A 25,021-nucleotide genomic window follows, 5' to 3' on the forward strand; every position below is an offset into this window, starting at 1 on the left:
GGGATAGAATGAGCGAATTTACGGCAGGAACGCTGTTTCGGACAAGCGATTTCGCCGATGAAACATTTGGGGCGACGTTAACCGATAAGGACAGAATCGAGATATTGAATGATACATGGTCGGTTATCCTGATGGAGGATGAATATTTGGGCGATTCCGCTACAGTGGAGAAATTGGCCGGGCTGTCCCGCAAAAAGCCGCTGCTGTATTTTTACAATGCTGAGGATCACGGATGGGGATTCAAGGTGTTTGATGACGGACGCATTACATCTTCGTTAGATGTAAGTTATGATTTAGAATATTCCTATTTTTGTAAGTTGGCTGAGGAAAGATACCCCGGTGAAATACCGCATGCTTTACCCAAAGAATTAACGGACGAGATGTTTGAGGAAGTTAAGCGACTGCCGGAGTTTCTCAAGGAAACGGAGGAGCAGTACGCTGGGGTACGTCCCGAAGCGTTTCAGCGCTTTGAGATCGACATCGAAGAATTAAGGGATTTGTTCTCCGAGGAGTATCGTCATCATTTGGAATTCATTCATGATTTGGTGTATGAATTTAAAACGATTATGGGGTTCAAGGAAATGAGATGGGTCAATTACGATATGGATCTGTCTAACCGTTGAACGATATTTCACCCCTCGGTATCCGGCCCGGCATAATAAAGCCCCGGGCATCGGGTAACCTCCTTTCGAGGAGAAACCCGATGCCCGGGGCTTTTTGCCTTGCTGTCCAGACTGAGCAGCTACGCCTTGAAACGGTAGCTGCTCATCTTTGGAAGATGGAGGCGCCCGCGCTTAACGCGAAGCGCTTATTGGAACTTTCTGTAAGCGGAATGCATTGTAGGGCCGACGAAGGAATTGATCGGGAAGCCGTGCTTGATCGCGCTCATAATAAACGCTTTGGCCGTAGCGACCGCTTGCTTCACATCGCTGCCTTTGGCCAGCTCCGCGGTGATGGCCGCAGAATACGTGCAGCCGGCTCCGTGCGTGTAGGTCGTAGCGATTTTCTTCGACTCGTAGAGCTCGAAGCTCGTACCGTCATAGAGCAGATCGACAGCCGTCGGATGATCGAGCTTCGCTCCGCCTTTAATCAGCACATATTTGGCGCCGGACTCGCGGATCGTCTGCGCGGCTTCCTTCATGTCGTCGAGCGTCTTGATCGGAGCGCGGCCCGCGAGCTGGGCGGCCTCGAACAAATTCGGCGTGACGACGTCGGCCAAAGGCACAAGCAGCTCGCGAAGCGCCACGGTCGATTCCGGATGAAGCGCTTCGTCATTGCCTTTGCATACCATCACCGGGTCGATGACGATACGGCTTAAGCCCTTCTTCTTAATCGTTTCGCTGACCAGCTCGATAATTTCTACGGAGCCGAGCATCCCGGTCTTCAGCGCATCGACGCCGATGCCGCCGAGCACGGTTTGCAGCTGCGCTTCAATCGTAGGCAGGGCCACGGGATGGACGCCGTGATGCCAGTTATTGTCCGGGTCCATCGTCACGATCGTCGTGAGTACGGTCATTCCGTAGACGTCTCTTTCCTGGAAGGTTTTCAAATCGGCTTGAATTCCGGCGCCCCCGCTCGTATCCGAACCGGCAATCGTTAAAGCTTTGTGCATACTCATCATGCTTCTCTCCTTATAGCTGTCTTTCGTGAAAAAGCCGCCGGCGGCGTCGGCCCCCGCAGGAGCCCGACGAACCAAAGGCTGGTATTCTTTATCCTATCACTTTACACGGAATTTTCAATGGAAAAACGCGAATATTCATTTTATCGGATTCATCGTCATAGTTTCCGGTACCCTGAATCTTGAGGTAAAAGCGGAAAAACCGGCGATAGGCTGATCAAGCGTTCCTCCGTTATGATAGCGGGGAAAGGATATATGCTGCGGCGGCAGGATAACGCTTCAAATTCGTTAAACGGCCGCGCTATAAGCTGCGAGAGAGCAAGGCTGAGTAACGCAGCAATTGAAAACGGAAGAGGGGATTACCGATGTCATCATCAGGCAAAATCAAGTTTGCGATTATCGGGGCGGGGGTTATCGCGCCGCTGCATGCGGGAGCGATCAGGGCGCATCCGGAGGCGGAATTGGTCGCCGTTGCGGATAGCGTGAAGGAGAAGGCGCAGAAGCTGGCGAACGAATACGGTGTGCCTTTCGTCTATGAGCATATCGGGCAGCTGCTGGAGCAGTGCGAGGTCGACGCCGTCTGCGTCTGCCTGCCGAGCGGGCTTCACGGCGAAGCGGTCATTGCGGCGGCCGAGGCGGGCAAGCATGTTCTGTGCGAGAAGCCGCTCGATATTACGCTGAAGAGCATGGATGCGATGATTGCGGCGTGCCGCAATCATAAGGTGAAGCTGGCGACGGTGTTTCAGAAGAGAACGACGGAGCTGGCGATCCGGACGCGTCAAGCCGTTCAGCAGGGCAAGCTCGGCAAGCTCGTGCTCGGAGACGCTTATTTGAAATATTATCGCAGTCCGGAATATTACCGGAGCGCCGATTGGCGGGGAACGTGGGAGATCGACGGCGGCGGGGCGCTGATGAATCAGGGCGTCCACGGGGTGGACATCATCCGCTGGATTATGGGCGATGTGGACAGCGTATTCGCTTATGCGGCTCCGCTCGTCAGAGATATCGAGGTCGAGGATACGGCGGTCGCCGTCGTGAAGTACAGGAACGGGGCGTTCGGCGTCATTCAAGGGGCGACCTCGGTCAATCCCGGGCAGGAGCCGAGATTCGAAATTCACGGCGAGCACGGCTCGATCGTCTATGCGGACAGCGGCATCAAGCTGTGGAAGACGGCGGACGGCGAGGAGCCGCCTGTGATTGCGGCCGCCGAGCGCCGGGCGGAGGGCAGCGATAATCCGCACGACATATCCGAGGACGGCCATTACATGTTGCTCGACGACTTGATCCGCGCTATACGCGAAGATCGGGAGCCGTTAATATCCGGCGAAGAAGCTCGCAAATCGGTGGAGCTGATCTTGGCGATCTACGAATCGGCGAGGACCGGCAAGGAAGTGAAGCTCCTATGAACGACAGAACATTACGCATCGGCATGATCGGGCTCGATACGAGCCATGCACCCGCCTTTGCGGAGCTGCTTAACGATCCGAGCCATCCGCATCATATTCCCGGCGCGCAGGTAACGGCCGCCTATCCCGGCGGCTCGTCCGATTTCGAGCTGAGCCGCTCCCGGGTCGCCGGCTTTGCCGCCAGGCTGCGGGATGGCTTCGGCGTCGATATAGCCGCAACGATCGAAGAGGTCGCCGAGCGCTGCGACGCCGTCATGCTGCTCTCGGTGGACGGCCGCGTTCACCTGGAGCAGTTCAAGCGAGCGGCCGCCTACGGCAAGCCGGTCTTCGTCGACAAGCCGTTCGCCGTCGGCAGCGGGGATGCGGAGGCGATGGCCTCAATCGCCGCAGAGCGCGGCATACCGCTCATGAGCTGCTCGTCCGTCCGCTACGCGCAAGGGCTGAGCGATGCGATCGCGGAAGAGGCGCAAGGCGCTATTATCGGGGCCGACTGCTGCGGCCCGATGGAGCTGCAGCCGACGCAGCCGGGGTTGTTCTGGTACGGCATCCATACCGCGGATATGCTGTACGCGGCGATGGGCCGGGGCTGCCGGGAAGTGAAGGCATTCACAAACGACGATCATGATGAAATCGTCGGCGTATGGGAAGACGGCAGAATAGGCACGATTCGCGGCAACCGCAAAGGCAACCGGAATTTCTGCGCGCTCATCCATCGGGAGCAGTCGAGCCGGTTCGTCGATGTGTACGCGCATCCGAAGCCGTATTACGCCAGCATGCTGGAAGCGATCGTTGCGATGTTCCGCACGGGAGCTGCGCCTATCGAGATGAAGGAGACGCTGGAAGTGATCCGGTTCATCGAAGCGGCCAACGAGAGCAGAAGAACCGGAGCCGCCGTCCGGCTAAGTTAAAAGCAACCGGCCTTGAACTTATGGCCGGCCAAAGGAGTGGAACCGAAACGATGGAAATTCCGTTTCAATTAGGGATTATTACCGATGAAGTGTCGCAGCGGATTGAGGAGGCTATTGCGCTGGCCCGGGAATTCGGGCTTACGGCGCTGGAGCTTCGCTCGGTGGACGGCTTGCCGCTTCATCAGCTTTCGCAGAAGCGGCTGGAGGAGCTGCGCAGCCAAATCCAGGCGGCGGGTATGCACGTGTGCGCGCTGTCGACGCCGGTGTTCAAATGCGCGCTGGACAGTCCGGAGGAGGTAGCGCAGAGCAGGGCCGTCCTGGCGCGGGATTTAGCGATCGCGCAGCTGTTCGGCGCGAAGATGGTTAGAGGCTTCAGCTTCTGGGCGAAGGAAGGAGAGCCGTTCGGCGCCGCGCTCCCGGCGATCGTGCGGCAGCTGAGCGGCATCGTGCCGCTCCTCGAAGAAGCGGGCGTTACCTTCCTGCTCGAATTCGATCCGGCGGTCTACGCTACCAACGCCGCCAAAGTCGCACAGCTGGTGGAGGCGGTCGCTTCCCCCTATGTCAAGGCGCTCTACGATCCGGGCAACGATATATGGGACCCGGACGGCGAGCTCCCTTATCCTGACGGTTACCTGCATGTGAAAGAGCATCTGCGCCACATTCATCTGAAGGACGCTGTTCGGAAAGGGGATAAAATCGAGGGCGCTGCCATAGGAATGGGACAGGTCGATTACAGAGGGTTATTCGCCAAGCTTCTGGAGGACGGATATAACGGCTATGCGATGGTCGAGACCCATTACCGGCTGCGATCCGAGCTGACGGAGGAGCAGTTGAAACGCCCTTCGGGCTATGCCTTTTCCGAAGGCGGGGAAGAAGCTTCCCGGCAATGTCTGGAGCATTTATTCTCCCTGCTGCGGGAAACGCTGTCCGGGCGTACGAGCGCCGCACTGCCGGACAACCCGGATAGGTAAGTTATATAAGCAAGGTTCGTTGTACGGTTCGCCGGCTCGCGCGGGGCAAGCGATGCAGCCCAAGAGAAGAGGGCTGCATCGCTTATTCCGCCGTCAGCCGCGAAGCGTATTTCTTGCGGTATTCCCCAGGCGTAATCCCCGAATATCGCTTGAACATGCGGATGAACGAGTTCGCGTTCTGGTAGCCGACATGAGCGGCCACATCCTGGATTTTCAGCTCCAGATTGTCCAGCAGCAGCTTCGCCCGCTGAATGCGCAGATCGTTCAAATAATCGCTGAAATTCATCCCCGTCTTTTCTTTGAAATACGTCGATAAATAGCCCGGCGTAATCTTCAGCTTGTCGGCCATCAGATCGAGGGTGATGTCCTCGTGCAGATGAGCGTCCAAATAGTCGATGACAAAGCGCGTGATCGGGTCCTGGTCCTCCGTATGGCGGCGGATCAGCTGAACGGCGGGCTGCAGCAGCGCCGCGAACCATTGCTTCAGCTGCTCCGCGCTGTAAACGGCGCTGAGCCCGCATAAGGAAGGCTGGGCCGAAGCGCCGCCGCGCTGCCCGTGCAAATTCAGCTTCTGCAGCGTCTTATCCGTCTGCAGGGCGACTTCCTTGGCGAACTGCCGGTACGCCTCGATGGAAGCGCCCCGCCGGCCGAGCTGCTCCACATGCTTGGCGATCCATTCGCCGACCGCCTCCTCGCGGCCGCTCATCAGCCTCGTGTGAAGCTCCTCCTCCATCAGCACGGTGAACGGATACGGCTCGGGAGCGGGCTGTACGCCGCGAATCACCTGGGTTTCATCAAGCAGCCTCCGCTGCTTGATCGCCTGCGTCATCTCCTCATAAGCTTCCGTAAAGGCCGAAGCCGCCGGATATAACGGGCTGACGGCCATCGTCACCAAATACAGATCATGCTCGACATCGAACATGTTTTTCAAATAATCGATCGGCTGGCTGACGCTGTCCGGCCCGGTATCCGCGGTAAAAATAAGCGACAGCACGAGATTGCGCTCCATCTGGAACGTCACCGATTCCTCGTACGACCGGAGCAGCACGCTGTCGATACATTCGCGGATGTAATAGGTTCCTTTCTCCTGATCGATGCTGAGCTCCGCGTATTTCTCCTTGAAATGGATTTCGAACAGCAAAATCATGAACGGCATGTTGTTATCGGCCATTTCCCTTAATTCCGCCAGGTTCATATGGATGTTTTTGAGCTTGTTGGTCAGCGCGTATTTGCGCAGCAGCGACGTCTTATGCGCCAAATCCTGCGTTATGCTTTTGTTCGTCTGCATCATTTGATCGACTTTGTGGCCGATCAGGTCGAATTCGCGGATCGGCCCGTGCTTCGGCTGCGGCTCGCCGGTATCCCATGCCTGCAGCGAGTCGATAATTTTGCGCAGCGGCGTATGGAGGCTCCGGCTGAACAGGACGGAAGCGGCGATGCTGACAAGGGCTGCCGCGGCGAGCAGCGAAATGAGGATCGTATTAAGCCGGACCAGCTGCAAGGAGATCGACTCGGCCGGCACCATGCTCACATAGGTGAACCCGGTCTCCGGACCTTTGCGGAAAAAGTAATAATAATGCCCTTTCATGACAGACGATTTTGCCGGATCGAAGGCGGATAACGGCTCGATCGGCATATCCGGTGTCGTCGTATAAATTGGCCGTCCGTCCGGGTCCAATATGTAGAAATGCTGATCGGACGAAATATTATGAATTTGGAACAGCTTCTGCGCGTCGAGCATGACGATCATGTACATATCGTTATACGGCATCGGCTTCATCAGCATCGGCAGCAGCAGTCCTTTGTCCGTCTCGACGCCGGCCGATTTCTCGGTAAACCGGGAAGCGGGCAGCACCCGGAAGCCGATGCGCTCGTCGAACTGGCGGTTCCAGAACGACAGCGGGTAATCCCCGCTGCGGTAAAATTTGCCGAACATGTCCTCGGCGCTGCTCGTGCCGTCCTTCTCCACGACATAAGCGTCGTTTCGGAAATAGATGATGACGTTCTCGAACTGCAGGAACGGATTGCTGTAGAGCGCTTTCAGCTCGGAGCGTATATCTTCGATGCTGGCGTAGCCGTTGTTCTCCTTCACCTTTCTTAATATGTTCAGATTCGTCATCCAGCGGTCGTTTTGATTCAGACCCAGCACGATGTTTTTCGATAAGCGAAAATGATTTTCGTACCCTTCCACCGTATGATTGATGCTCAGCTCGTTGTATTTCACGATTTCGTCGTGAATTTTATTTTTTAAATAAACGGAAGTGACGAAATTAAAGGCAACGAGAAGAACGATGACGGCCAGGAAGCCGGTCAGCATTTTGCCAAACAGGGATTTCGGTTTTATCGATCGGGGAACAAATTCGGCCATCATGCTTCCAACCCTTCGTCGCGGAAGTCACCTCTCATGAAAACGGACGTCTCCAGGTGCGGGTACCTTTATCATACGTTGTTTTTTCGGTTCGGAACAATATGCACTTTTTCCACTTCATGCACACTGCTCCATCTGTTCAAGAAAAAGCGGATCGGATCAAGAACATGCAGATTTATTTGCCGCTCCCGGTTCGATTATGATGGCCCTACAAGCAGGATGGACTGCGGGCGACAAAAAAGCAAGGGGGGTGTAGGAGAATGGCGGCGTCCTTGTCCAAAACATGGCGCAAGAGCAAATATCTCTGGCTGCTGCTTCTGCCGTGTCTCGCGTATTTTATTGTATTCCGGTACGTTCCGATGTTCGGGCTCGTCATTACGTTCAAAAACTACAATACGTTCAAAGGCATTATGGCGAGCGAATGGGTCGGACTGAAGTATTACCGGATGTTTCTGGAGAACCCGGATTTTTTCCTGCTGCTGCGCAATACGTTCCTGCTCGGAGCGTACAAACTGCTGTTTGGCTTCCCCGCTCCGATCGCGCTGGCGCTCTTGCTTAACGAAGTGCGAACCGTGCTGTTCAAAAAATTCGTGCAAACGGTCAGTTATTTGCCGCATTTCATCTCGAATGTGATCGTGGCGAGCATGGTCATCATGTTTTTGTCGCCGACCGGCGGATTGGTCAATCAGGTGATCCGATCGCTCGGCTTCGCGCCGGTCAACTTTATGATGGAGCCAGGGATGTTCCGAACGGTGTACGTGCTGTCGGAGATTTGGCAGCATATCGGCTGGGAGACGATCATTTATTTGGCGGCTCTTACGGCGGTCGATCCCCAGCTCTACGAAGCGGCGGGCATGGACGGAGCAAGCCGCTGGCGCAAGCTGTGGCATGTGACCGTACCCGGCATCGCCCCGGCTATTGTGATCGTGTTGATTCTGAACGTCGGCAAGGTGCTGGAGATCGGCTTCGAAAAGGTATTTCTGATGTACAATCCGGCGACCTACGGCACGGCGGACATCATCGGCACGTACGTTTACCGGGTGGGGCTGGAGCAGGGCAATTTCAGCTATGCGGCGGCAATCGACTTGTTCATGGGCATCATCAGTCTGATCTTTATTTGGACGGCCAACACGATCAGCCGTAAGGTCGGAGAAACGAGTCTGTGGTAAAAGGAGGGGGTGAGCATTGAAAGAAAAGACCGGGTTTTTTACCGTCGTAAATACGGTCATCCTGCTCGGCGTGATCGTCATTACGCTGTATCCGTTCGTCTATATGCTGGCGGTTTCTTTAAGCCAGGACGTCTATGTCATGAAGGGAGAAGTGACCCTTTGGCCGAAAGGATTTAATCTGAAGATGTATAAGCTGGTGTTCGCCGATCCGAACATTTGGCTGGCTTACAAAAATACGATCGTCTACGTCGTCCTCGGGACGCTGATCTCGGTCGCCGTCACTTCGATGGGGGCGTACGCGTTATCGCGCAAAGATATGGGGTATCATTCCTTTTTTACGCTGCTGGTCGTCTTTACGATGTTTTTCAGCGGCGGGATGATTCCGACGTTTCTCGTCGTCCGCTCGCTCGGGCTGATGGATACGGTGTGGGGCATGGTGCTGCCGGGCGCGGTGAACACATGGAATCTGATTCTGATGCGGACGTTTTTCAGCGGCATTCCGAAGGAGCTGGAGGATTCGGGGCGTGTGGACGGCCTGACCGATATCGGCATTTTCTTCCGCGTCGTTATTCCGCTGTCGCAGGCGGTGTTCGCCACGATCGCTCTGTTCTACGCCGTCGCGATGTGGAATAACTTCATGCTGCCGCTGCTCTACTTGCGCAACCCGGATTTGTTCCCGCTGCAGGTGCTGCTGCGCAATCTGGTGCTGGCCGGGAGCGTCAGCTCCGGCAATGTGACCGGCATCGGCGGAGATAATCTGGTCGTCGAGGATTCCTTGAAGTTCGCTACGATTATGGTCTCGACGCTGCCGATTTTACTCATATACCCGTTCGTGCAAAAATATTTCGTCAAGGGCGCGATGATCGGCGCCGTCAAGGGCTAGCTGCTCAAACCTATACAAAGGAGAGGGTCTTCATGAATAAAATGGCATCGTTATCGCTTGCTTCCGTCATGGCGCTATCGGTTATGGCCGGCTGCAGCGGGAATGAAGGGACGGAAGCGGGAGGAGGGGCGGCGCCGAACGCGCCGGACGGAACGCCGGCCAAGAAGACGCTGACGGCGCTGCTCGACAACAACCCGACGTTTCCGTACAGCAAGGATTGGCCGATCTGGAAGTGGCTCGAAGAGAAGACGGGGGTGACGCTGCAGGTACAGACACCGTCGGGCAAGCTGAACGATACGCTCAATTTGACGATCGCTTCGAATCATTTACCGGATTTAATGAGCATGCCGAGCCGCAGAGATTCCGACCGGTTCGGGCAGCAGGGCGCGCTTGTCAACATTCTTGATTATCTCGATCAGATGCCCAATCTGAAGAAGTGGATACAGAAGTATCCGGATGAAGCGAAGGCGATGATTTCGGCCGACGGCAAAATGTATATGTTCCCTAACCAAGGCTTCGGGGAAACGAACCGGATGATTTGGCTGTATCGCGAAGACATTTTTAAGAAGAACGGCCTGACGCCGCCCAAAACCTATGAAGAGCTGTACCGGACGATGAAGCAGCTGAAGCAGGTTTATCCGGACAGCTACCCGCTGTCGCTTCGCTTCGGGCAAATTCCCGACGAAATGTATACGCATTTGGCTGCCAACTACGAAACCGGCGCTGACGCGTATTACGACATCGACAAGAAGGAATGGCGATACGGGCCGATTGAAGACAACTACAAGGCGATGGTGGGGATGTGGCACCGGTTTTACGCCGAGGGGCTGATTCCTCCGGATTTCCTGTCTATCCAGACGAAGCAGTGGCAGGATACGATGTCGACCGACAAATCGTTCATTACCATCGACTATATTAGCCGGATCGATTTCTTCAACAATGCGATGCAAAAAGAGAGGCCCGACTACAACATGCAGTTTATGGCTCCCCCTGCAGGTCTGGACGGTGGCAAGCAGCTCAATCCGTACTTCCATTATTTGGACGGCGGCATGACGGTGGCGTCGACTTCCAAAAACATGAAGGACGTCATGGCCTTTATGGATTTCTTCTATACCGAAGAAGGGCGCACGCTGGCAAGCTGGGGCAAGGAAGGAGAGACGTACGTTACAGAGAACGGGCAGAAGAAATTCAAGCCTGAATTTACCGACGTGACGGAAATGCGCAAAAAGACCGGTCTGCAATCGAGCAGAGGCACGTACACCTGGATCGATTACGACGCCCATCTGTCGCTGTTTTCCAAAGATTTGCAAAATGCGTACAAGGAAGCGGCCAAGTACGATCCTCCGGCGATGCAGCCGCGGCCTTCGTTTACGGAGAAGGAGAACGAGGTGCTGTCCGTCACCGGCGAGGCGCTCAAAAAGCACAAGGAGGAAAGCTTCGCCAAGTTCGTGCTCGGAACCCGGAGCTTAAGCGAGTGGGGCAAATATGTCGAGGAGATGAACAATCTGGGCGCGCAAAAGCTGGTTGACACGTACAAGGAAGCTTACAAGCGGGTGGAGAGCGCGAAGCTGAAGCCGTAGCCCGCAGCCGGAGACGGCGGAGAACTTTAGATCATAACGGCGAAATCACCACTCTTTTAAGAGTCTGGCCGATGAGCGACGTAGAAGGTATATATGCAAAATGATAGTAATTATACAGCGTTAGCGGTGAAATATACAGTCATTATTCATTCGCTATGCACAAAAGGTACTCCGTCGGACAGACTCTAAAAGGATAGGAGCCGCAGGGAGAAGCCTGAAAATCAAGCTGGCGGGAAGCGGGAGCACCGCTGTTCCCGCCATAGGAGGCCGCTAAGATGTTAAGCAGAGTAAACGCCTGGAGACGCTTCGTCTTCGCCGTATGCATGTCGTTGCTGGTTACCGCTTCTTCCTTCACCGTCCCGCTGCCCGCCGTCTGGGCGGCTTCCTCCGTGACGATCGACGCTCCCGCGACGGGCGGGACGCTCGCATGGCCGAAAATGGTGCTGACCGGCACGTATACGGGGGCTTACGATATTAAGCTCAGCATCAACGGCGAGTCCCAGGTTAGCGTCGCGACGGACGACCCGGACGCCGACGATGCGGGCACGTGGCGCTATGAGCTGGACACGCGCGAGTACAGCGGCGTCGTCCGTCTGCGCGCCAGCGGGTCGGACGCGCAGACGCGTTACGGCGTCTGGAGCGATACGCTCGAGCTGCGGGCCGATCCTTCCAGGGGAGAAGCGCCGCAGGTGGCCATCGTGAACCCGGCGGAAGGGCGTTCCGTGAGCGGAACGGTTCCGGTCACCGTGGCGGTATACGGCGGCGCGCCCGTGCGCAGCGTGCAGGTGCGCGTGAACGGAGGGCCGTGGAAGCCTGCGCTGCGCCATGGAGAGCAGTATGTGCTGGAATGGAACACGAAGGGGCTGGGGGATGCGACGAGCAGCCTTGAGGCGAAGGCGACGGATATCCGCGGCCGCACGGGCTTCAGCGGCACGACCTACGCGACGGTGGGCCGGGGCGCGCGCGAACCGGTCACGCCGAAGCCGCAGGATCGGGCGATGTGGATATGGGAGCCGGAGGCTTACCGGCTGCTGCTGAACCCGGGCTCGAGGGCGGTGCTGGACGCCTTCGCCAAGGACACGTCGACCTTCGGCTCGGACCCGGTGACGACGCTCTATTTGGCCGTCGGCCCGATGGCGGATATGGACATACTGGCGGACGATCCGGGCAAGCTGCGCAATTTCATCGCGTGGGCCCACGGCCGGGGGTATCAGGTGTACGCCTGCATTTCCGGAGGGACGACTCCGCCTTATATGGGAGCGTATACGATCTATCACGACAAAGCCGTGAGGGAAATGGAGAAGGTGCTGAACTACAATATCGCCTCATCCCGCAGTGAGCGGTTTGACGGGGTGAACGCCGATATCGAGCCTTACATCTCGCCGGATTTCAAGGACGATTATCCGTCGCTGCAGCTGCAGTATTTGGAGATGCTGCAAAAAATGATCGACCGCCGCAACGCGTCCGGCTTGAATCTGCCCTTCGGACCGGCGATCCCCAAATGGTTCGATTCGTCGGCGCAGGCGGAGGGCATCGTCTGGAACGGAAGCGCTAAATGGCTGTCGCAGCATGTGCAGGATATGACCGATTATATTTCGATTATGGATTATCGCGATACGGCGGACGGATCGGCGGGCATTATCGCCGGAGCGCAGGGCGAGATCGATTATGCGGACGGGATCGGCAAGCCGCATTCGGTCGTCATCGGAGTGGAAACCCTCGATATTGCCAATAGCGGCGATCCGGAAGCGATCACGTTTCGCGAGGAAGGGCGCGCGGCGATGGAAGCGGAGCTGGATAAAGTATACGCCGCTTACGGGAGCAGAGTCTCCTTCGGCGGGATTGCGGTGCATCATTATGATTCGCTTCGTACGCTGCCGTCTTACTGGGGACCGGGCAGCACCGTCTGGCAGCCTCCCGCCGACACGAAAGCGCCGTCCGCCGTCCGCGGCATCCTGAAGGCCGAAGCGGCCGATTACCAGCAGGCCGAGCTTGCGTACGGCATGGCCGGCGACAATACGGATATCGACCGGTATGTGATCTACCGCGGGACGACGCCTTGGTTTACGCCGGGCCCCGACAACGTAGCGGGAGAGTCCCGCTCGCTCTCCTTCCGCGACGCCGGGCTGCTGCCCGATACCGTCTATTATTACAAGGTAGCCGCCCGCGATGTGCGGGGGAATGTCGGCCCGGCTTCATTGCCTGCGTCCGTCAAGACGAAGAAGACCGCTTTGAAGCCGATGGCGCTCCAAGGGATGAGCATTGCGATGAAAGGCTCCGCCGCGGCGGTGACGATGCAAGCGGTTGACAAGAATACGGGACAGCCGCTCGCGAACGCTCTGGTCGAAGGCCGCTTTCAATATGCGGGCGGCAAATATACCGGCGGCCGAACCGATGTCAACGGGATGATCACGCTCGCCTCGGAGACGATTCCGGCGGGGGGACAGGTCGGCTTCGAGCCGCGGCGCGTCACTTCGCCGGGCTATTACTGGGCTCAAGCTTACGACGAGCCGCATACGGTCAGCTTATATCCGCTTCGCTGAAGGGACAAGGCGGCATCATGGGACTTGGCAGTCAAGTCCTGCGATGCCGCCGTTTTTGCGTTGGAAACATGATGTGCTTCCGTTTCCGGCCGTATGAATGTATTGTTTCAAATGTATTGTTTCAAAAATTCCGAAACTGCTCGGCATAGAATGCGCCGGGCAGTTTTTCTTTTTGTTTGCCGCCTCTCAACATAGGCTTTAAGAACTAATCGCTAGAAAGTAGATTTTGTCTTTTTTGGGACATGGAACCTGGAAAACATAAAATATTTGTCGATATATGTAAGGGATTGCTGGATTTGATAAGCAAATTCATTTAGAATTAGAGTGATGCTAGTAAATTATAGAAATAGATTGCAGCCGCATAAGCCCTTTAATTAGGAAGAAAGGAATATTGACAATGCCGTATGAAAAAGCAGGTTGCTCTTTCTCGCATGTATATCAGCCGATCGTCTATATGGAAAATAGAGAGATACTAGGATTTGAGGCTCTGATCAGAAGCAATATAGGACATCCGGAGCAGTTGTTTGAGATGGCCCGCCGAGAAGACCGCCTGTTCGATCTGGATACGCAATCCGTTCTTCGGGCTGTCAGTCAATGCAGTCAAGTCATATCGGGCCGGAAAAATCAGCTATTCGTTAATATATACCCGTCCACGCTGCTTCATCATGAATTTCATGCGTTCCTGGACGAGCTTGTTTTTCAGCGATCTGCCGGCTTGGATATTGTGTTCGAAATTAACGAAGCGATCGAGGAATTCGACAGATGGACGGAGCTGCTGGATCGGGGTATTGTGAACCTTTTACATAAAAAGGCGATCTTGATCGCATTCGACGACGTAGGGGAAGGCGCCATTTCCCTAAAGCAGCTGGTCGACTTCGAGCCCGATTATATTAAGCTGTCCAAATATTTCACGAACGGTCTGGAGCATTCCCAAGGGAAGCAGCGAATGATCCGGATGCTGGCCGAGTTTTGCAGCGGCGGCTCCTCCGAATTAATCGTCGAAGGCATCGAAACTGAGCGGCAATTTTACATATTGGAGCAGATGGGGGTCGTATACGGACAAGGTTATTTGTTTGCAAAACCCCAGCCTTTGGAAGAACTCGTGTTCGTTAACCCTATATTGTAAAGGATGTTTATGATGAGCAATCAAGTGAACTATTCTCGCAGAGCGAGCTTGTCCATGAAGATGACGGAATTTGAGATGCCGCCGATGCAGGATTTGCTGATTATCGGAAAAAGAGCGCCTATCGGTCCGGAGGCCGTGAGGAGAATGGCCGAAGCGTTGTCTCCCGAGCAATTCTCGATCCTAAAGTTCGATCATCCCAAAGTCGAAGGGGTGTTAATCCGCAATTCGCTGCTCGAATTGCTCGATAAAAATCTGCTGCTCGAAATCATATTGGAGGAAGCGGATAAACTGATCAATGAAACGATGGTATTAAGAGCCGAATTGAAAATTACGGTTTCAATCCAACGAGAGGTGGAGCTTCAGTGAAGGTTGGACAGGTCATGTCGGAAAAAGTATGCAGCATCACTTCCGGAAGGAGCGTCAGGTATGCTGCGGATCTTATGAATGAGCTGGGAATCGGTTCGCTGGTCGTAATCGATGAAGGGGAAGTCAAAGGGATCATTACTTCGAAGGACATTCGTTCTGCTCATCCGAATCGAATCGTGGCCGACGCGATGACGTATAATCCGGTAGGCGTATCCCAATCGGCGTTCATCGGCAGCGCGCTGCTTACTATGGAACAGCATAAGGTAGAGAGGCTGATCGTCCAAGACGGCAAGCAAGTGAAGGGCATCGTCACCCGTGAAACGTTAAAAAGCACACTCGGCAATTATATCGATCCTTTAACGAATTTGTACCGTTCCAATTACATAGAATACATCCACGAATACTTGGTCGAAGAGGGTACGCCGTTCTATTTGCTGTTCATCGATTTGAATGATTTCGGCAGAGTGAATAAAACATACGGGCACGCGGTCGGCGACGATCTGCTGATCCATTTCTCCGGTATGCTGAAGCAGGTTGTACGGGATCAGGATTATTTATGCAGATACGGCGGAGATGAATTCGTCATTATTACGAGCCGCAGCCGCGAGGAAATCAACTTCATGACGGAGCGGCTGTCGATGCCGGTTACGTTCCACTCGTTCACGATTTCCGCGGCGATCGGCGTCGTATACGGCTATGCCGATAACGGACAAGCGCGTACGTACCGCGATTGTATCAGCACTGCGAGCCTGCTTTCCACCGACGCCAAGCAAAAGCAAAAGGTGCAGTAAAGCAGGACTCGCATCGCGGTGAATGCTGCTTCTGAGCGCCGTCGATCATTCGAAGAAATCGTTGACGAAATAAACGAAGGGCGCAAAGATAGCTCTAACATAATGAATAGTAAATCGCTTGGAATAATAAACGTTTGCCGCTGGAACAACCGGAGACCGCTATTCCGCTCTTTATGGAGGGGAAGGGTGCATCTCCTTTTTTGGTTATATCGGCTATAAAGACGACGCAGCATCATCCAGCATCCTAAAAAACCTTCCGTTTTCCGCAGTGTTCGCGGAACGGAAGGTTTTTGCCGTATATCGCTAAGGATGTTGATTAATACCCTGGATGCGGACGGAATAAGCTTCAGAGCATCACGTCACTTTTGGGGGATTTGTTCCTCCCCTTTCGCTTAACCATTCAAGAAATCCGGGGATAAGAGCGACCGGAAGATGCTTTCGCATGCGCAGTCAGCGTTTTTCACCACGCTTTTAGAAGCCTGGTGAAAAACGAGCGGAGGGACCATTTGAGTCTGGAAAAGCGTAAGCGATCGCCTTTGAAAACGGATTCTCTCCATAGAAAAATAGGAAAATAATCCAAAGAATCCGATTTCAACAGCGATTGGAGGATCAAATGGACGCGGCTGCGGACTTTTTCACCACCCTTTTAGATACAAGCCGTAAATCAGCTTGGCTGCTTGAGCTCTGGTGCTGCTGTCGTCCGGAGCGAACCGGCCTTCGGACATTCCATCCATAATTCCGGCCTGCTGCAGCTTCTCAATTGCTTGGGCGGCATAGCTTTGAATATCGCTATGATCGCTGAACGCTTTGCCCGGAACGGCCGGAGTCAGCTTGATTTGCGCCAGCTGAGACGCTCTATAGGCGAGCGCGGCCATTTCCTGGCGGGTTATTTGCCGGCCGACGCCGAAGGAGCCGTCCTCATAGCCTTGGGTAATGCCGAGCTTTTGGGCCGCAGCAACGTATTTGTAATAATACGCGTCCTTGTCGACATCGGTGAAGCGGGCCTCCGCTTGGTCATCCGCGAGATCCAAAGCTTCGATCAGCATTTTCACGAACTGCTCGCGGGTCACGTTAAGTTCGGGAGCGAAGCGGCCGCCGCCGACGCCGTCGATCATGCCGCGCGCGGCCAATGCTTCAGCCGCTTCCTGAGCCCAGACCGCGCCGGACAAGTCGCCAAATGCGGCGGGAGCCTGCATCGCCGTGTAATAGCTGAAATGACCGGCGGTGAAGGATACGGTGCCTGCCGCCGCGTCGTACCGGCTGCTGGCTACCGGCTCCAGCTGTCCCGCCTCTGTAACGTAATAGGCGACGATCCTTGAAGGGGTTTCTCCGCCTGCCGTATAACCGAACGTGATTTGCGCAGGGCGCTTGCCTGTCAATGCATGAATCTGCTTGCCGTCCACGGAGACGCCGAATTCATAGACCGGCTTATTGTCGGCGGCGCTTCTGACCTCGGCCGGGAGCGTCTCTGCGTTCGCCAAGGCGATCGTAAAGACGACGTCCGACGCGGGCATATGGCCGCTGCCTAGGGCGTCCGGTCTGATGCTTACGGCAGCCAAGCCGGTTTGGATGCGGATCGCTCCCACGGCCCTCGACGCTTGCAGCTCGTTCCATACTGCGGCCGGAAGCTTGACGGTCAGACGCGCCGCGCCGTCCAATGGCGGCAGCTTGAGCACAAGAGCCGAGCTTCCGTCCTGCGGCGCCGCCTTCAAGGCCGCCAGCGCTTGCTCCAGCACCGCCCGGGTCACTTCGGCCGCCGCGATTCCGCTGCCGTCGACCGCGGGCTTGGGCAGGTCGACCGTTACGTCGCCGCCGGTCGGCAAGGACGTGCCCGATTCGGCGCTGCCGGAGCCCCCGCTTGAACCGGATGATCCGCCGGAGCCGGAGTTGGAGCCGCTGTCCGAGTCGTCGCCGGAATCGTCCGAGCCTCCCGATGTATCGCCGGGATTGCCGCCGTGATCACCCGGGCTGCCTCCATTGCCCGTATCTCCGCCGTCCCCTGGCTGGCTCGGATTGCCGGGATCGACAGGAGGCTGCTCCGCATCGTCCAGCTTCACCGTAACGGCTGCTTGCGCGGATTGTTCGCCGAATGCGTTCACGGCCGTAACCGCAAAGCGGTACTCGATGCCGCCGGCAAGTCCCTTTGCCGTATAACGGGCTTCCGTAATCGGCTGTTCCGTCAGCCGCCGTCCGTCCTGGTACACATAGTAGCCCGCTGTCGCCGGGTCTTGAGCGGCTTTCCACGATAAGAGAGCCTCGCCCGTTCCCGCAGCCGCCGTCAGTTCGGCGGGAGCGGCAGGCAGAGCCGCGCGATTCACCGTGACGCTGTAGCTATCGGTCGAGCGCCCGTCAGCCGCCGTCACGCCGATGGCAAACAGACTGTCGCCTTCCGGCAGCGGGACGCTGCTTGTACGGTATACCGCATCGCTGACCGTATAGGTGACGACGGTGACGGTATCGCCGCGTTTGACGGTAATGCCGCTGAGCGAAGCGCGGGCAGCGGTCGTCGCCGCCTGCAGCGTAACGCTGCTCATGGCGTGAGGGGCGCGGTACACATAAGCTTTCGTCTGCGGGTCGAATCCGGCCAAAGGCTCGTCGTTTAAGGAAACTGCTTTTAGCGTCGCGTCGCTGTCGGGCACGACCTTAAGCGAGTAAACGGCCGTTTTTCCTTTATAGGTGGCGCTGACGACAGTATCGCCCGCGCGAAGCGCCGTAAGCAAACCGTCTGATTCTACGGAGGCGACCGAAGGATCGCTGCTAACGAACGAGGAATAGGCGGTCACATCGTTTGTTCCCTGTTTGCCCAAATAATAACGCACCTTCAGCGGGACGGTCTGTCCTTCGGTCAATGCCGCCGCAGGGCCGTCGATCGCAATATGATCGTATAATTCCCATGCCTTCAGATCGACGATCTGCAGCCGGTCGAGCGGATAGTTGATTTCGGGACGATAGATGTTGGCGCCCGATTCGTACATAATGTACAGCTTGCCGTTCAGCAGGAAGTTTCCTTCCGCCGAAGGAGGCATATTCAGCGAATCTTCCATATTCAGTCCGTCGAGGAACCAGACCGGCACCGTCGTATTCTCGATCGTTACGCTCGTATGAGGCGGCTCCTGCACGCTTGCTTTATATTTCAAAATATTGCTGTTCGGATTCCCGTTCGTTTGGCTTAGCATGACCTCGTCAGCCGTAACTGTAGCGCCTTGAATGCGGTCCGGCACCGAGAATATATAGTCCGGGATCACCATGCCGTCGCTTGTCAGCTTGGAGTCCGCAGGAAGCAGGTCCGTCTGCTTATCGAGCTTGTAACCGACGATCCAGGCGTTATATACTTTGTTGTCGCGCGTCGTCATTTTCTGAATCGGCGTAGTCAAGTAGTTCGGCGAGCTGTAATAATCGCCTACCCATAGAATACCGTCCGAATACGTGGCGAAGGAGGCCCGCGTATTGGTCAGAAAGCTGCCTTCGAACGACAGATTGGCGTTATCCGGACAGTCGACCACATCATCCAGCTTCAGCCGGAGCAGTTCCTTGCCGTAGGCGACCCATACGTATTTATCGCTGACGGCTACTCCGCCCGCATGTCCTGTAAACGGCTGCCCGTTCTTATATAAATGAATCGTTTTGACTTGCTTGCCGGTCGTTAGATCGATGATCGTCAGCGTGCTCGCGCGCCGGTCGTCGCGGTAGCTGGAGAGGACGGCCCAGTTTTTGTCGCGAATGATATGCATCCCCTGAGGAACGAGTCCCTGCAGCAGTCCGGGCACGATCGGCCCTGGCTCGCTCACGTCGAGGAACCGCTGATAAGGCGTAATGTCTCCGACAATCGGAGCGCCCGTCTCCTCCTGCGTCAGCGGCTCATGCGGCAGTGTAACGGCCAGCGGCTGCGACTTCTCGGATTCGTTGGCCGACGAATCGACGGCCGACACCTGCAGCTTGTACTCGAAGCCCCCGGATAACGAAGTAATGTCGGCGGTATACGTTGACGACGATACGGTGCCTGCCAGAGAGCCGTTCCGGTATATGTTATACGAGGCGATATCCGGCTCGGTATTCGGAGCCCAATTCAGCTTCACCGTAGCGGCGCCGGTTTGCGATGCCGCAAGCCCTGTCGGAGCGTCGGGCGGGATCGAGTCGATGACCTCCGGCTGAGGCGTAGCCTTAACAAGCTCCGAAGGCATGGACATCTGGAAGTCGGCGTTCACCGCGACGACCGAGAAACGGTATTCGGTGAAGTTGGTCAGTCCCGTCACTTCGTACGAAGTATCGGACGCCGTCTCGTCTTCCATCACCCCGTTGACGATGACGCGGTAGCCGGTTACGTTCGGATCGGCGCTTGCCGTCCAGTTCAGCCGCACAGAGCGATCCCCCCGCACGGCGAACAAGCCGGCGGGCGATACGGGCGCCGAGGTGTCCGGAGCTTGTCCGGCAACGATGCTGCCCGGCGTCGGCGTCTGCTGATTGGCCGTCTTGCGCATGACGATCGTCTGATCGGTCGGATAGCTGTAGATGACGCTTTTATTCAGCACCACATCGTCGTTTTCGCCGGTTCCGTCCGAATACGAAACGCTGCACAGCTGGAAGCCGTTGCCGTCTACGAGAATAAGCGTGCGGGAACCGCTGTTGGACAAGCCTTGGCCGGATATCGGGTAAAACTGGTCTTCCCGGATATGGGAGCCGAAGTTGGCGTTGAACGCCTCCACACTGCCGGACAAGCCCGGCGACTGCACCCACAGAATCATCGTGTCATGCGGCTGAATCGTCATATCTTTATCAAGATTCCACGTTGAGGTGGTATTATAAATAATTTTGTATCCCTTCAGCGGGATCGGAGTACTGCTGTTGTTGTACAGCTCGATATACTCGAAGCCGTCGACCGAAGAACCGGAGGCGTTGACCGCGTTGGTCGTATCCTGAACCATTTCGGTAATCGTCAGAGGCGGGATCGGGACGGAGCCCGCTGCGGCTTGCGCCGCAGGCAGCCCGTGAAGACCGGCTATCGGAGGTACGGCGAGGAGGAGTACGAGTCCTGCGGTAAAACGACGTTTCCATTCATGGTTTATCATTTGAACACTCCTTTATAAAGGCTTATGCTGTGTGCTGATTGCTTCAATGATTTTTGGCCAACACAAAAAAGACGAGATCCACCCCCCGTACAAATCGTCTCCTTCCCGCCCGTATTGCGGCAGAAAGGGAAAATGTTGTAGGATCAGGGTTTTCTCATCGTCTCCACCCATATTCCTTCTATAAATAAAGCGCATTCAAATCGAGAAAAGTATATCATAAGCCTTAGTCTCTGTATAGTTAATATTCCGTTAAGCTCTAGCCGTATTTTTCAACCTGTCAGTGAGTTGGGGGAGGCCGCCCGCTTTACAGCAGGACGGTTTCCGTCATCGGGGACCCGTCCTGTTGGCCGACCAGCTGCTGCGCAAAGTCCGGATCATCCGGAAGCGGCTATGGCGTCCGCCAATTCATCGCGGAGAATCCGGGTCGGACAGACTGCGGGTGTAAAATTTGGCCGGCGGCGATAACGGGGCTTGGAGATGCTGCTTCCGGAGCGCAGCGCCAGGCGCCTGGTAACCCGGATAAGCATCGCCCGGCCGGACCGGCAGCAGACCGCGGGAGGATACGTCTACGGCGTCGATAAGCATCCTCTTCCGGCGGTTTCAGCATAAGCGCCGGCTCGAATAGAAGCGGAATTCGGCTGTGTTGTTTCGAGCGGAGATGGCGAGGCGTAGAGCTCCCGCATCCCGGCGCCGCCTTGACTTTTCCGGGCACGGTCACTACAATTTGTAGTGAGAGGTGTGGCAATTGAAAATTCATCATTTCAAAACGAATGAAAGCGGCTTAAACCGGTTCTTCGGCGCGTTGGAAGCCAAGATCATGGACATCCTGTGGGACGGCGCCGAGAAATCGATCAAAGACGTGCAGCAGAAGCTGGAGCGCGAGCAGGAGAAGCTTGTGAACTTCAATACCGTTATGACGGTAATGAACCGTCTGGTCGCCAAAGGCGTGCTGAAGAAGCGGCTGGAGGGCCGGTCTTTTGCCTACAGTCCCGTTCTTTCCAAGGAGCAGTTCATCGACACGCAGTCCAAGGAGCTGACGCATGAGCTGATCGAAGAATTCGGGCCGCTTGTCGTGAGCCATATGCTCGATGCTTTGGAAGAAGCGGACACGGAATTGATGGAAAAGTTGGAACAAAAAATAAAGCAGCTGAAAAAGGAAACGTAATCGATGTGGGAAAATCGATCGAAGCTGATTTTTGGTTCGTGTATGCTGATTGCGAGCTTGATGTTTTTCCAGATGGGCATGTACACGATGCATGTGCTGGCCGGCTGGGACGTGAAATATAATGTCATCCAGTTTTGCCATACGGCGATCCGGTCGCTGGGCGTCACATGGGCCGGATATATTCTGAACGGGATTGTATTTCATACGCTGCTGCTTACGGTCTGGATCGCCGCAAAGCAGCTGTATTTATCCAGAGCCTTCTATAAGAGGCTGCTGTTTTGCCGTCATGAAGAGCTAACTCGGCAAATATGCGAGCAGCACGGCGGCGGGCATCCGTCGATTACCGTCGTCCGCAGTCCGGCGCCGATGGCGTTTGCGGCAGGCTTTTGGAAGCCGCAGATCGTCTTGTCGACGGGCTTGCTGGAGCTGCTCGATCCGAGCGAGCTGGAGGCTGTCATCCACCATGAGACGTTCCACCGCAAGCACGGCGATCCGCTGAAAATATTTTTGCTGTCGCTGTTGGCTTCCGTCATGTGGTATTTGCCGATTTTGAAGTCGTTTCACCAAAATTATAAAATCGTCAGGGAAATATTGGCCGACAACTATGCGATAGACAAGCTGGGCGGCTCTGCGGATCTCGGAGGAGCGCTGCTGAAGCTGTTGAAAGGACAGACTCCCGCGAATCTGTCGATATCGCATGTATCCTTCACGGATACGTCGATCAATTTCCGCATTCGGAAGCTGCTGGAGCCGCAGAGCGAGCTTCCGCTCAAATGGCCGTTTACGCCTGCGATGATCTCGGTTCAGGCGATGCTCGCTTTATGCTCGATGTTTATTGTAGTCATGCATTAGAAGCGTGGCGAACAAGTCCGCTGCGATACCCATTTGATCCAATCGCTGTTGAAATCGGATTTTTGGATGGTTGTCTTAGACGAACGTTAACGCTTTTCCGGATTCAAACGGCCCCTCCGCTCTTTTTCATGTCTGTCCGACGGAGCTGTCGTTTGTGCATATTGAATGAATAATGACTGCATATTTCTCCGCCGACGCTGCATCATTACTGTCATTTTGCTTATATACCTTCGACGTCGTTCATCGGACAGACTCATAGAGGAGCGGTGAAAAACGCTGACTGCGCAGGCGAAAGCATCTTCCGATCGCTAGCCCGTAGAATAGCGGAAATCCGGGAACAAAGTCGAACGTTAACGCTTCGCCAGCTTGCTCTCGCTGCTTCCGCAAAGGGGAAGCTAACGGACGCCGGCGACCTTAAATCGCCATAACTTGCCCTTTTCAAACGGTAACGGTCGCCACAGCGCTTATTGGCCCCGATCTGCTTCTGAGAAGCGATATTACAGGTAAATAGCTGCACTCCTGTCCGTTAAAAATCCGAAAGGTCGGTTTTGGCGCAAATAACTGCGTCTGTGTCCGTTAGAGTTTGGGGCGGCGTCTCTGGTTCCGAGCAGGGAGCTTCCCGCCGCATAGGAAGCGTGCAGTGAAGTTCTCACAGTAATCATTCCGTTGTATCGCTGACGAAAACCTTCTCCGAACGATGCCGAAGCGCTAGGATGCCCGACAGATCTTTTTACGCATGCGGGTAGACACTACGGGGTGTAGTTTGCCGATTTATGGCGGACGCTTTCTCTCCTGCTTCAAGCATTGAACGGCTTATGGAGCCCGGACGGTAACGGCATGCGTTTCCTGCAGGCGGCCGTTTTCGCAAATATATCCTTGGCCCGATCCGCCCGCTGCAGGGCGCCGCTTTTGTTGCTTGCCGCAGCTTGGGCCAGTTATATTATAATGAAGGAGGCAATCGGCGATGCCGCATGTCAAAGAAGGGCTCGGCGCCTTTATCGTAAGAGTGGCGCTGGGGTTTACTTTTTTCATACACGGTTGTTTGAAATTTCAAGGAGGAATCGAAAACGCCGCGGCGTTTTTTGAAACGCTGGGTTTGCCGGGTATATTGGCCGATGCCGTAGGGGTGATCGAGCTGGTCGGCGGCTTTTGCGTCATGCTGGGCATCGGCGCCCGCACCGTGTCCGCGGCTTTCGCGCTGATCATGCTCGGAGCGATTTTTACGGCCAAGCGATCCGCCGGATTTGCGGGAGGGTATGAGCTGGAAGTGGCCTTGCTCGCTATGTCGGTACATACGATACTAAGCCCCAATCCGATATTCGCCGTCGGCAATTTGCTGACGAAGGCGGAGGCGACAGGACGGGAAGTCTGAGCTTGTCCGCGGCCTCTCGTCCGCAACCCTTCGGGGAATAGCGGAAGTTAGTGAAACCATATGACGATTGTGATAAGATAACGATTATATAAGAAAGAAGAGGTATATTTCCTTGAAACCTACAACGAAAAAAGCGACGTATAAAGAGCAAAAGAAGCTGGAGAAGCAAAAAGAACAAGCCCGCATGCGGAATATCATGTGGATTACGGCGGCATGCGTCGTTGCCCTCATCGCCATTATTATCATTGTGATACCAAAGCCGCAGCCGGCGCAAATGCCGTATGAATCGATGCCGGTGCTCGGCAAGAGCGACGCGCCTGTCAAAATCGTCGAATTGGGCGATTACAAATGCCCTTCCTGCAAAGTGTTCAGCCAGCAGATTGAACCGCAGCTGCAAAAGGATTTCATCGACACGGGGATCGCGTCGCTTCATTTTATGAACTATACGATTATCGGTCCGGATTCCAATACGGCGGCGCTGGCGGCCCAGTCGATTTTCCATCAGAATAACGACGCTTATTGGAAGTTTTACGACGCGATCTACAAAGCTCAGGGGGATGAGAAGCTCCCGTGGGCGACGCCGGAATTTTTGACGGAGCTTGCCCGCAAAGAAAATTTGCCGGTAGACTACGACAAGCTGATGGCGGATATTACAGGTAAAACATACCAAAGCGAAGTCGACGCGCATAACGCATTCGCCCGCAATAATAAGGTGGGCGGCACGCCGACATTGTACATCAACGGCAAAAAGTTCGACGACGTGTTCGATTACAACAAGATCAAAGCCGCGATCCAAGAAGCGCAAAAGGGTGAGTAAACGACGTGATCCGATCGATA

Annotated in this window: 19 protein-coding genes; 15 read left to right on the forward strand and 4 right to left on the reverse strand. The window is 55.4% G+C overall.

Going from position 1 to position 25,021, the window contains the following annotated elements; genetic code table 11:
• Positions 1–8 precede the first annotated feature (8 nt).
• Positions 9–623 carry a hypothetical protein gene (locus SK3146_RS28075; protein ID WP_249861869.1) on the forward strand — a complete coding sequence of 205 codons (615 nt, stop codon included), beginning with the start codon at positions 9–11 and terminating at the stop codon, positions 621–623.
• A 185-nt stretch (positions 624–808) separates the two neighbouring features.
• Here SK3146_RS28075 and pdxK read toward each other — a convergent pair whose 3' ends face one another.
• Positions 809–1,618 carry a pyridoxine/pyridoxal/pyridoxamine kinase gene (gene pdxK / locus SK3146_RS28080; protein ID WP_249866467.1) on the reverse strand — a complete coding sequence of 270 codons (810 nt, stop codon included), beginning with the start codon at positions 1,616–1,618 and terminating at the stop codon, positions 809–811.
• A 365-nt stretch (positions 1,619–1,983) separates the two neighbouring features.
• On the opposite strand from pdxK, the gene SK3146_RS28085 reads away from it, so the two are divergent.
• Genes SK3146_RS28085 through SK3146_RS28095 form a run of 3 tightly spaced genes read left to right on the forward strand, consistent with a single transcriptional unit; the run spans position 1,984 to position 4,903 of the window.
• Positions 1,984–3,024 carry a Gfo/Idh/MocA family protein gene (locus SK3146_RS28085; protein ID WP_249861870.1) on the forward strand — a complete coding sequence of 347 codons (1,041 nt, stop codon included), beginning with the start codon at positions 1,984–1,986 and terminating at the stop codon, positions 3,022–3,024.
• Positions 3,021–3,932 (forward strand): Gfo/Idh/MocA family protein, encoded by a 912-nt coding sequence (locus SK3146_RS28090; protein ID WP_249861871.1) that lies wholly within the window; start codon positions 3,021–3,023, stop codon positions 3,930–3,932. The genes SK3146_RS28085 and SK3146_RS28090 overlap by 4 nt, the downstream gene beginning before the upstream one ends.
• 50 nt (positions 3,933–3,982) lie before the next feature.
• A complete protein-coding gene (locus SK3146_RS28095; RefSeq protein ID WP_249861872.1) occupies positions 3,983–4,903 on the forward strand; it encodes a sugar phosphate isomerase/epimerase family protein in 921 nt (306 codons plus the stop codon).
• Positions 4,904–4,985: 82 nt separating this feature from the next.
• On the opposite strand, the gene SK3146_RS28100 is transcribed toward SK3146_RS28095, so the two are convergent.
• Complete coding sequence (locus SK3146_RS28100) at positions 4,986–7,274, reverse strand: helix-turn-helix domain-containing protein (RefSeq protein ID WP_249861873.1); 2,289 nt, start codon at positions 7,272–7,274, stop codon at positions 4,986–4,988.
• 257 nt (positions 7,275–7,531) lie between these two features.
• Here SK3146_RS28100 and SK3146_RS28105 point away from each other — a divergent pair, with 257 nt between their 5' ends.
• From SK3146_RS28105 to SK3146_RS28135, 7 genes are all read left to right on the forward strand, one after another.
• Positions 7,532–8,440 carry an ABC transporter permease gene (locus SK3146_RS28105; protein ID WP_249861874.1) on the forward strand — a complete coding sequence of 303 codons (909 nt, stop codon included), beginning with the start codon at positions 7,532–7,534 and terminating at the stop codon, positions 8,438–8,440.
• Positions 8,441–8,456: 16 nt separating this feature from the next.
• Positions 8,457–9,323 carry a carbohydrate ABC transporter permease gene (locus SK3146_RS28110; protein WP_249861875.1) on the forward strand — a complete coding sequence of 289 codons (867 nt, stop codon included), beginning with the start codon at positions 8,457–8,459 and terminating at the stop codon, positions 9,321–9,323.
• Positions 9,324–9,355: 32 nt separating this feature from the next.
• Entirely contained in the window at positions 9,356–10,903 is a 1,548-nt protein-coding gene (locus SK3146_RS28115; protein ID WP_249861876.1) for an extracellular solute-binding protein, read from the forward strand.
• A 275-nt stretch (positions 10,904–11,178) separates the two neighbouring features.
• Complete coding sequence (locus tag SK3146_RS28120; protein ID WP_249861877.1) at positions 11,179–13,446, forward strand: Ig-like domain-containing protein; 2,268 nt, start codon at positions 11,179–11,181, stop codon at positions 13,444–13,446.
• 454 nt (positions 13,447–13,900) lie between these two features.
• Positions 13,901–14,572 (forward strand): EAL domain-containing protein, encoded by a 672-nt coding sequence (locus SK3146_RS28125; protein WP_249866468.1) that lies wholly within the window; start codon positions 13,901–13,903, stop codon positions 14,570–14,572.
• Positions 14,573–14,581: 9 nt separating this feature from the next.
• The gene (locus SK3146_RS28130) at positions 14,582–14,938 is read left to right on the forward strand and encodes a hypothetical protein (protein WP_249861878.1); all 357 of its coding nucleotides are present in this window, start codon (positions 14,582–14,584) and stop codon (positions 14,936–14,938) included.
• Complete coding sequence (locus tag SK3146_RS28135; RefSeq protein ID WP_249861879.1) at positions 14,935–15,729, forward strand: diguanylate cyclase domain-containing protein; 795 nt, start codon at positions 14,935–14,937, stop codon at positions 15,727–15,729. The genes SK3146_RS28130 and SK3146_RS28135 overlap by 4 nt, the downstream gene beginning before the upstream one ends.
• Before the next feature lie 635 nt (positions 15,730–16,364).
• Here SK3146_RS28135 and SK3146_RS28140 read toward each other — a convergent pair.
• Both SK3146_RS28140 and SK3146_RS28145 read right to left on the reverse strand, forming a co-directional pair.
• Entirely contained in the window at positions 16,365–20,795 is a 4,431-nt protein-coding gene (locus tag SK3146_RS28140; protein ID WP_249861880.1) for an S-layer homology domain-containing protein, read from the reverse strand.
• A gap of 405 nt (positions 20,796–21,200) precedes the next feature.
• Positions 21,201–21,380 carry a hypothetical protein gene (locus tag SK3146_RS28145; RefSeq protein ID WP_249861881.1) on the reverse strand — a complete coding sequence of 60 codons (180 nt, stop codon included), beginning with the start codon at positions 21,378–21,380 and terminating at the stop codon, positions 21,201–21,203.
• 160 nt (positions 21,381–21,540) lie between these two features.
• Between SK3146_RS28145 and SK3146_RS28150 the strand changes: the two genes are divergently transcribed.
• The 4 genes from SK3146_RS28150 (at position 21,541) to SK3146_RS28165 (ending at position 25,001) form a co-directional block, all read left to right on the forward strand.
• Positions 21,541–21,960 (forward strand): BlaI/MecI/CopY family transcriptional regulator, encoded by a 420-nt coding sequence (locus SK3146_RS28150; protein WP_249861882.1) that lies wholly within the window; start codon positions 21,541–21,543, stop codon positions 21,958–21,960.
• 3 nt (positions 21,961–21,963) lie between these two features.
• A complete protein-coding gene (locus SK3146_RS28155; protein ID WP_249861883.1) occupies positions 21,964–22,812 on the forward strand; it encodes a M56 family metallopeptidase in 849 nt (282 codons plus the stop codon).
• A gap of 964 nt (positions 22,813–23,776) precedes the next feature.
• The gene (locus SK3146_RS28160) at positions 23,777–24,184 is read left to right on the forward strand and encodes a DoxX family protein (RefSeq protein WP_249861884.1); all 408 of its coding nucleotides are present in this window, start codon (positions 23,777–23,779) and stop codon (positions 24,182–24,184) included.
• A gap of 112 nt (positions 24,185–24,296) precedes the next feature.
• Entirely contained in the window at positions 24,297–25,001 is a 705-nt protein-coding gene (locus SK3146_RS28165) for a DsbA family protein (protein WP_249861885.1), read from the forward strand.
• Positions 25,002–25,021: the final 20 nt, after the last annotated feature.

The sequence above is a fragment of the Paenibacillus konkukensis genome (assembly GCF_023523925.1).
Classification (GTDB): Bacteria; Bacillota; Bacilli; order Paenibacillales; family NBRC-103111; genus Paenibacillus_S; species Paenibacillus_S doosanensis.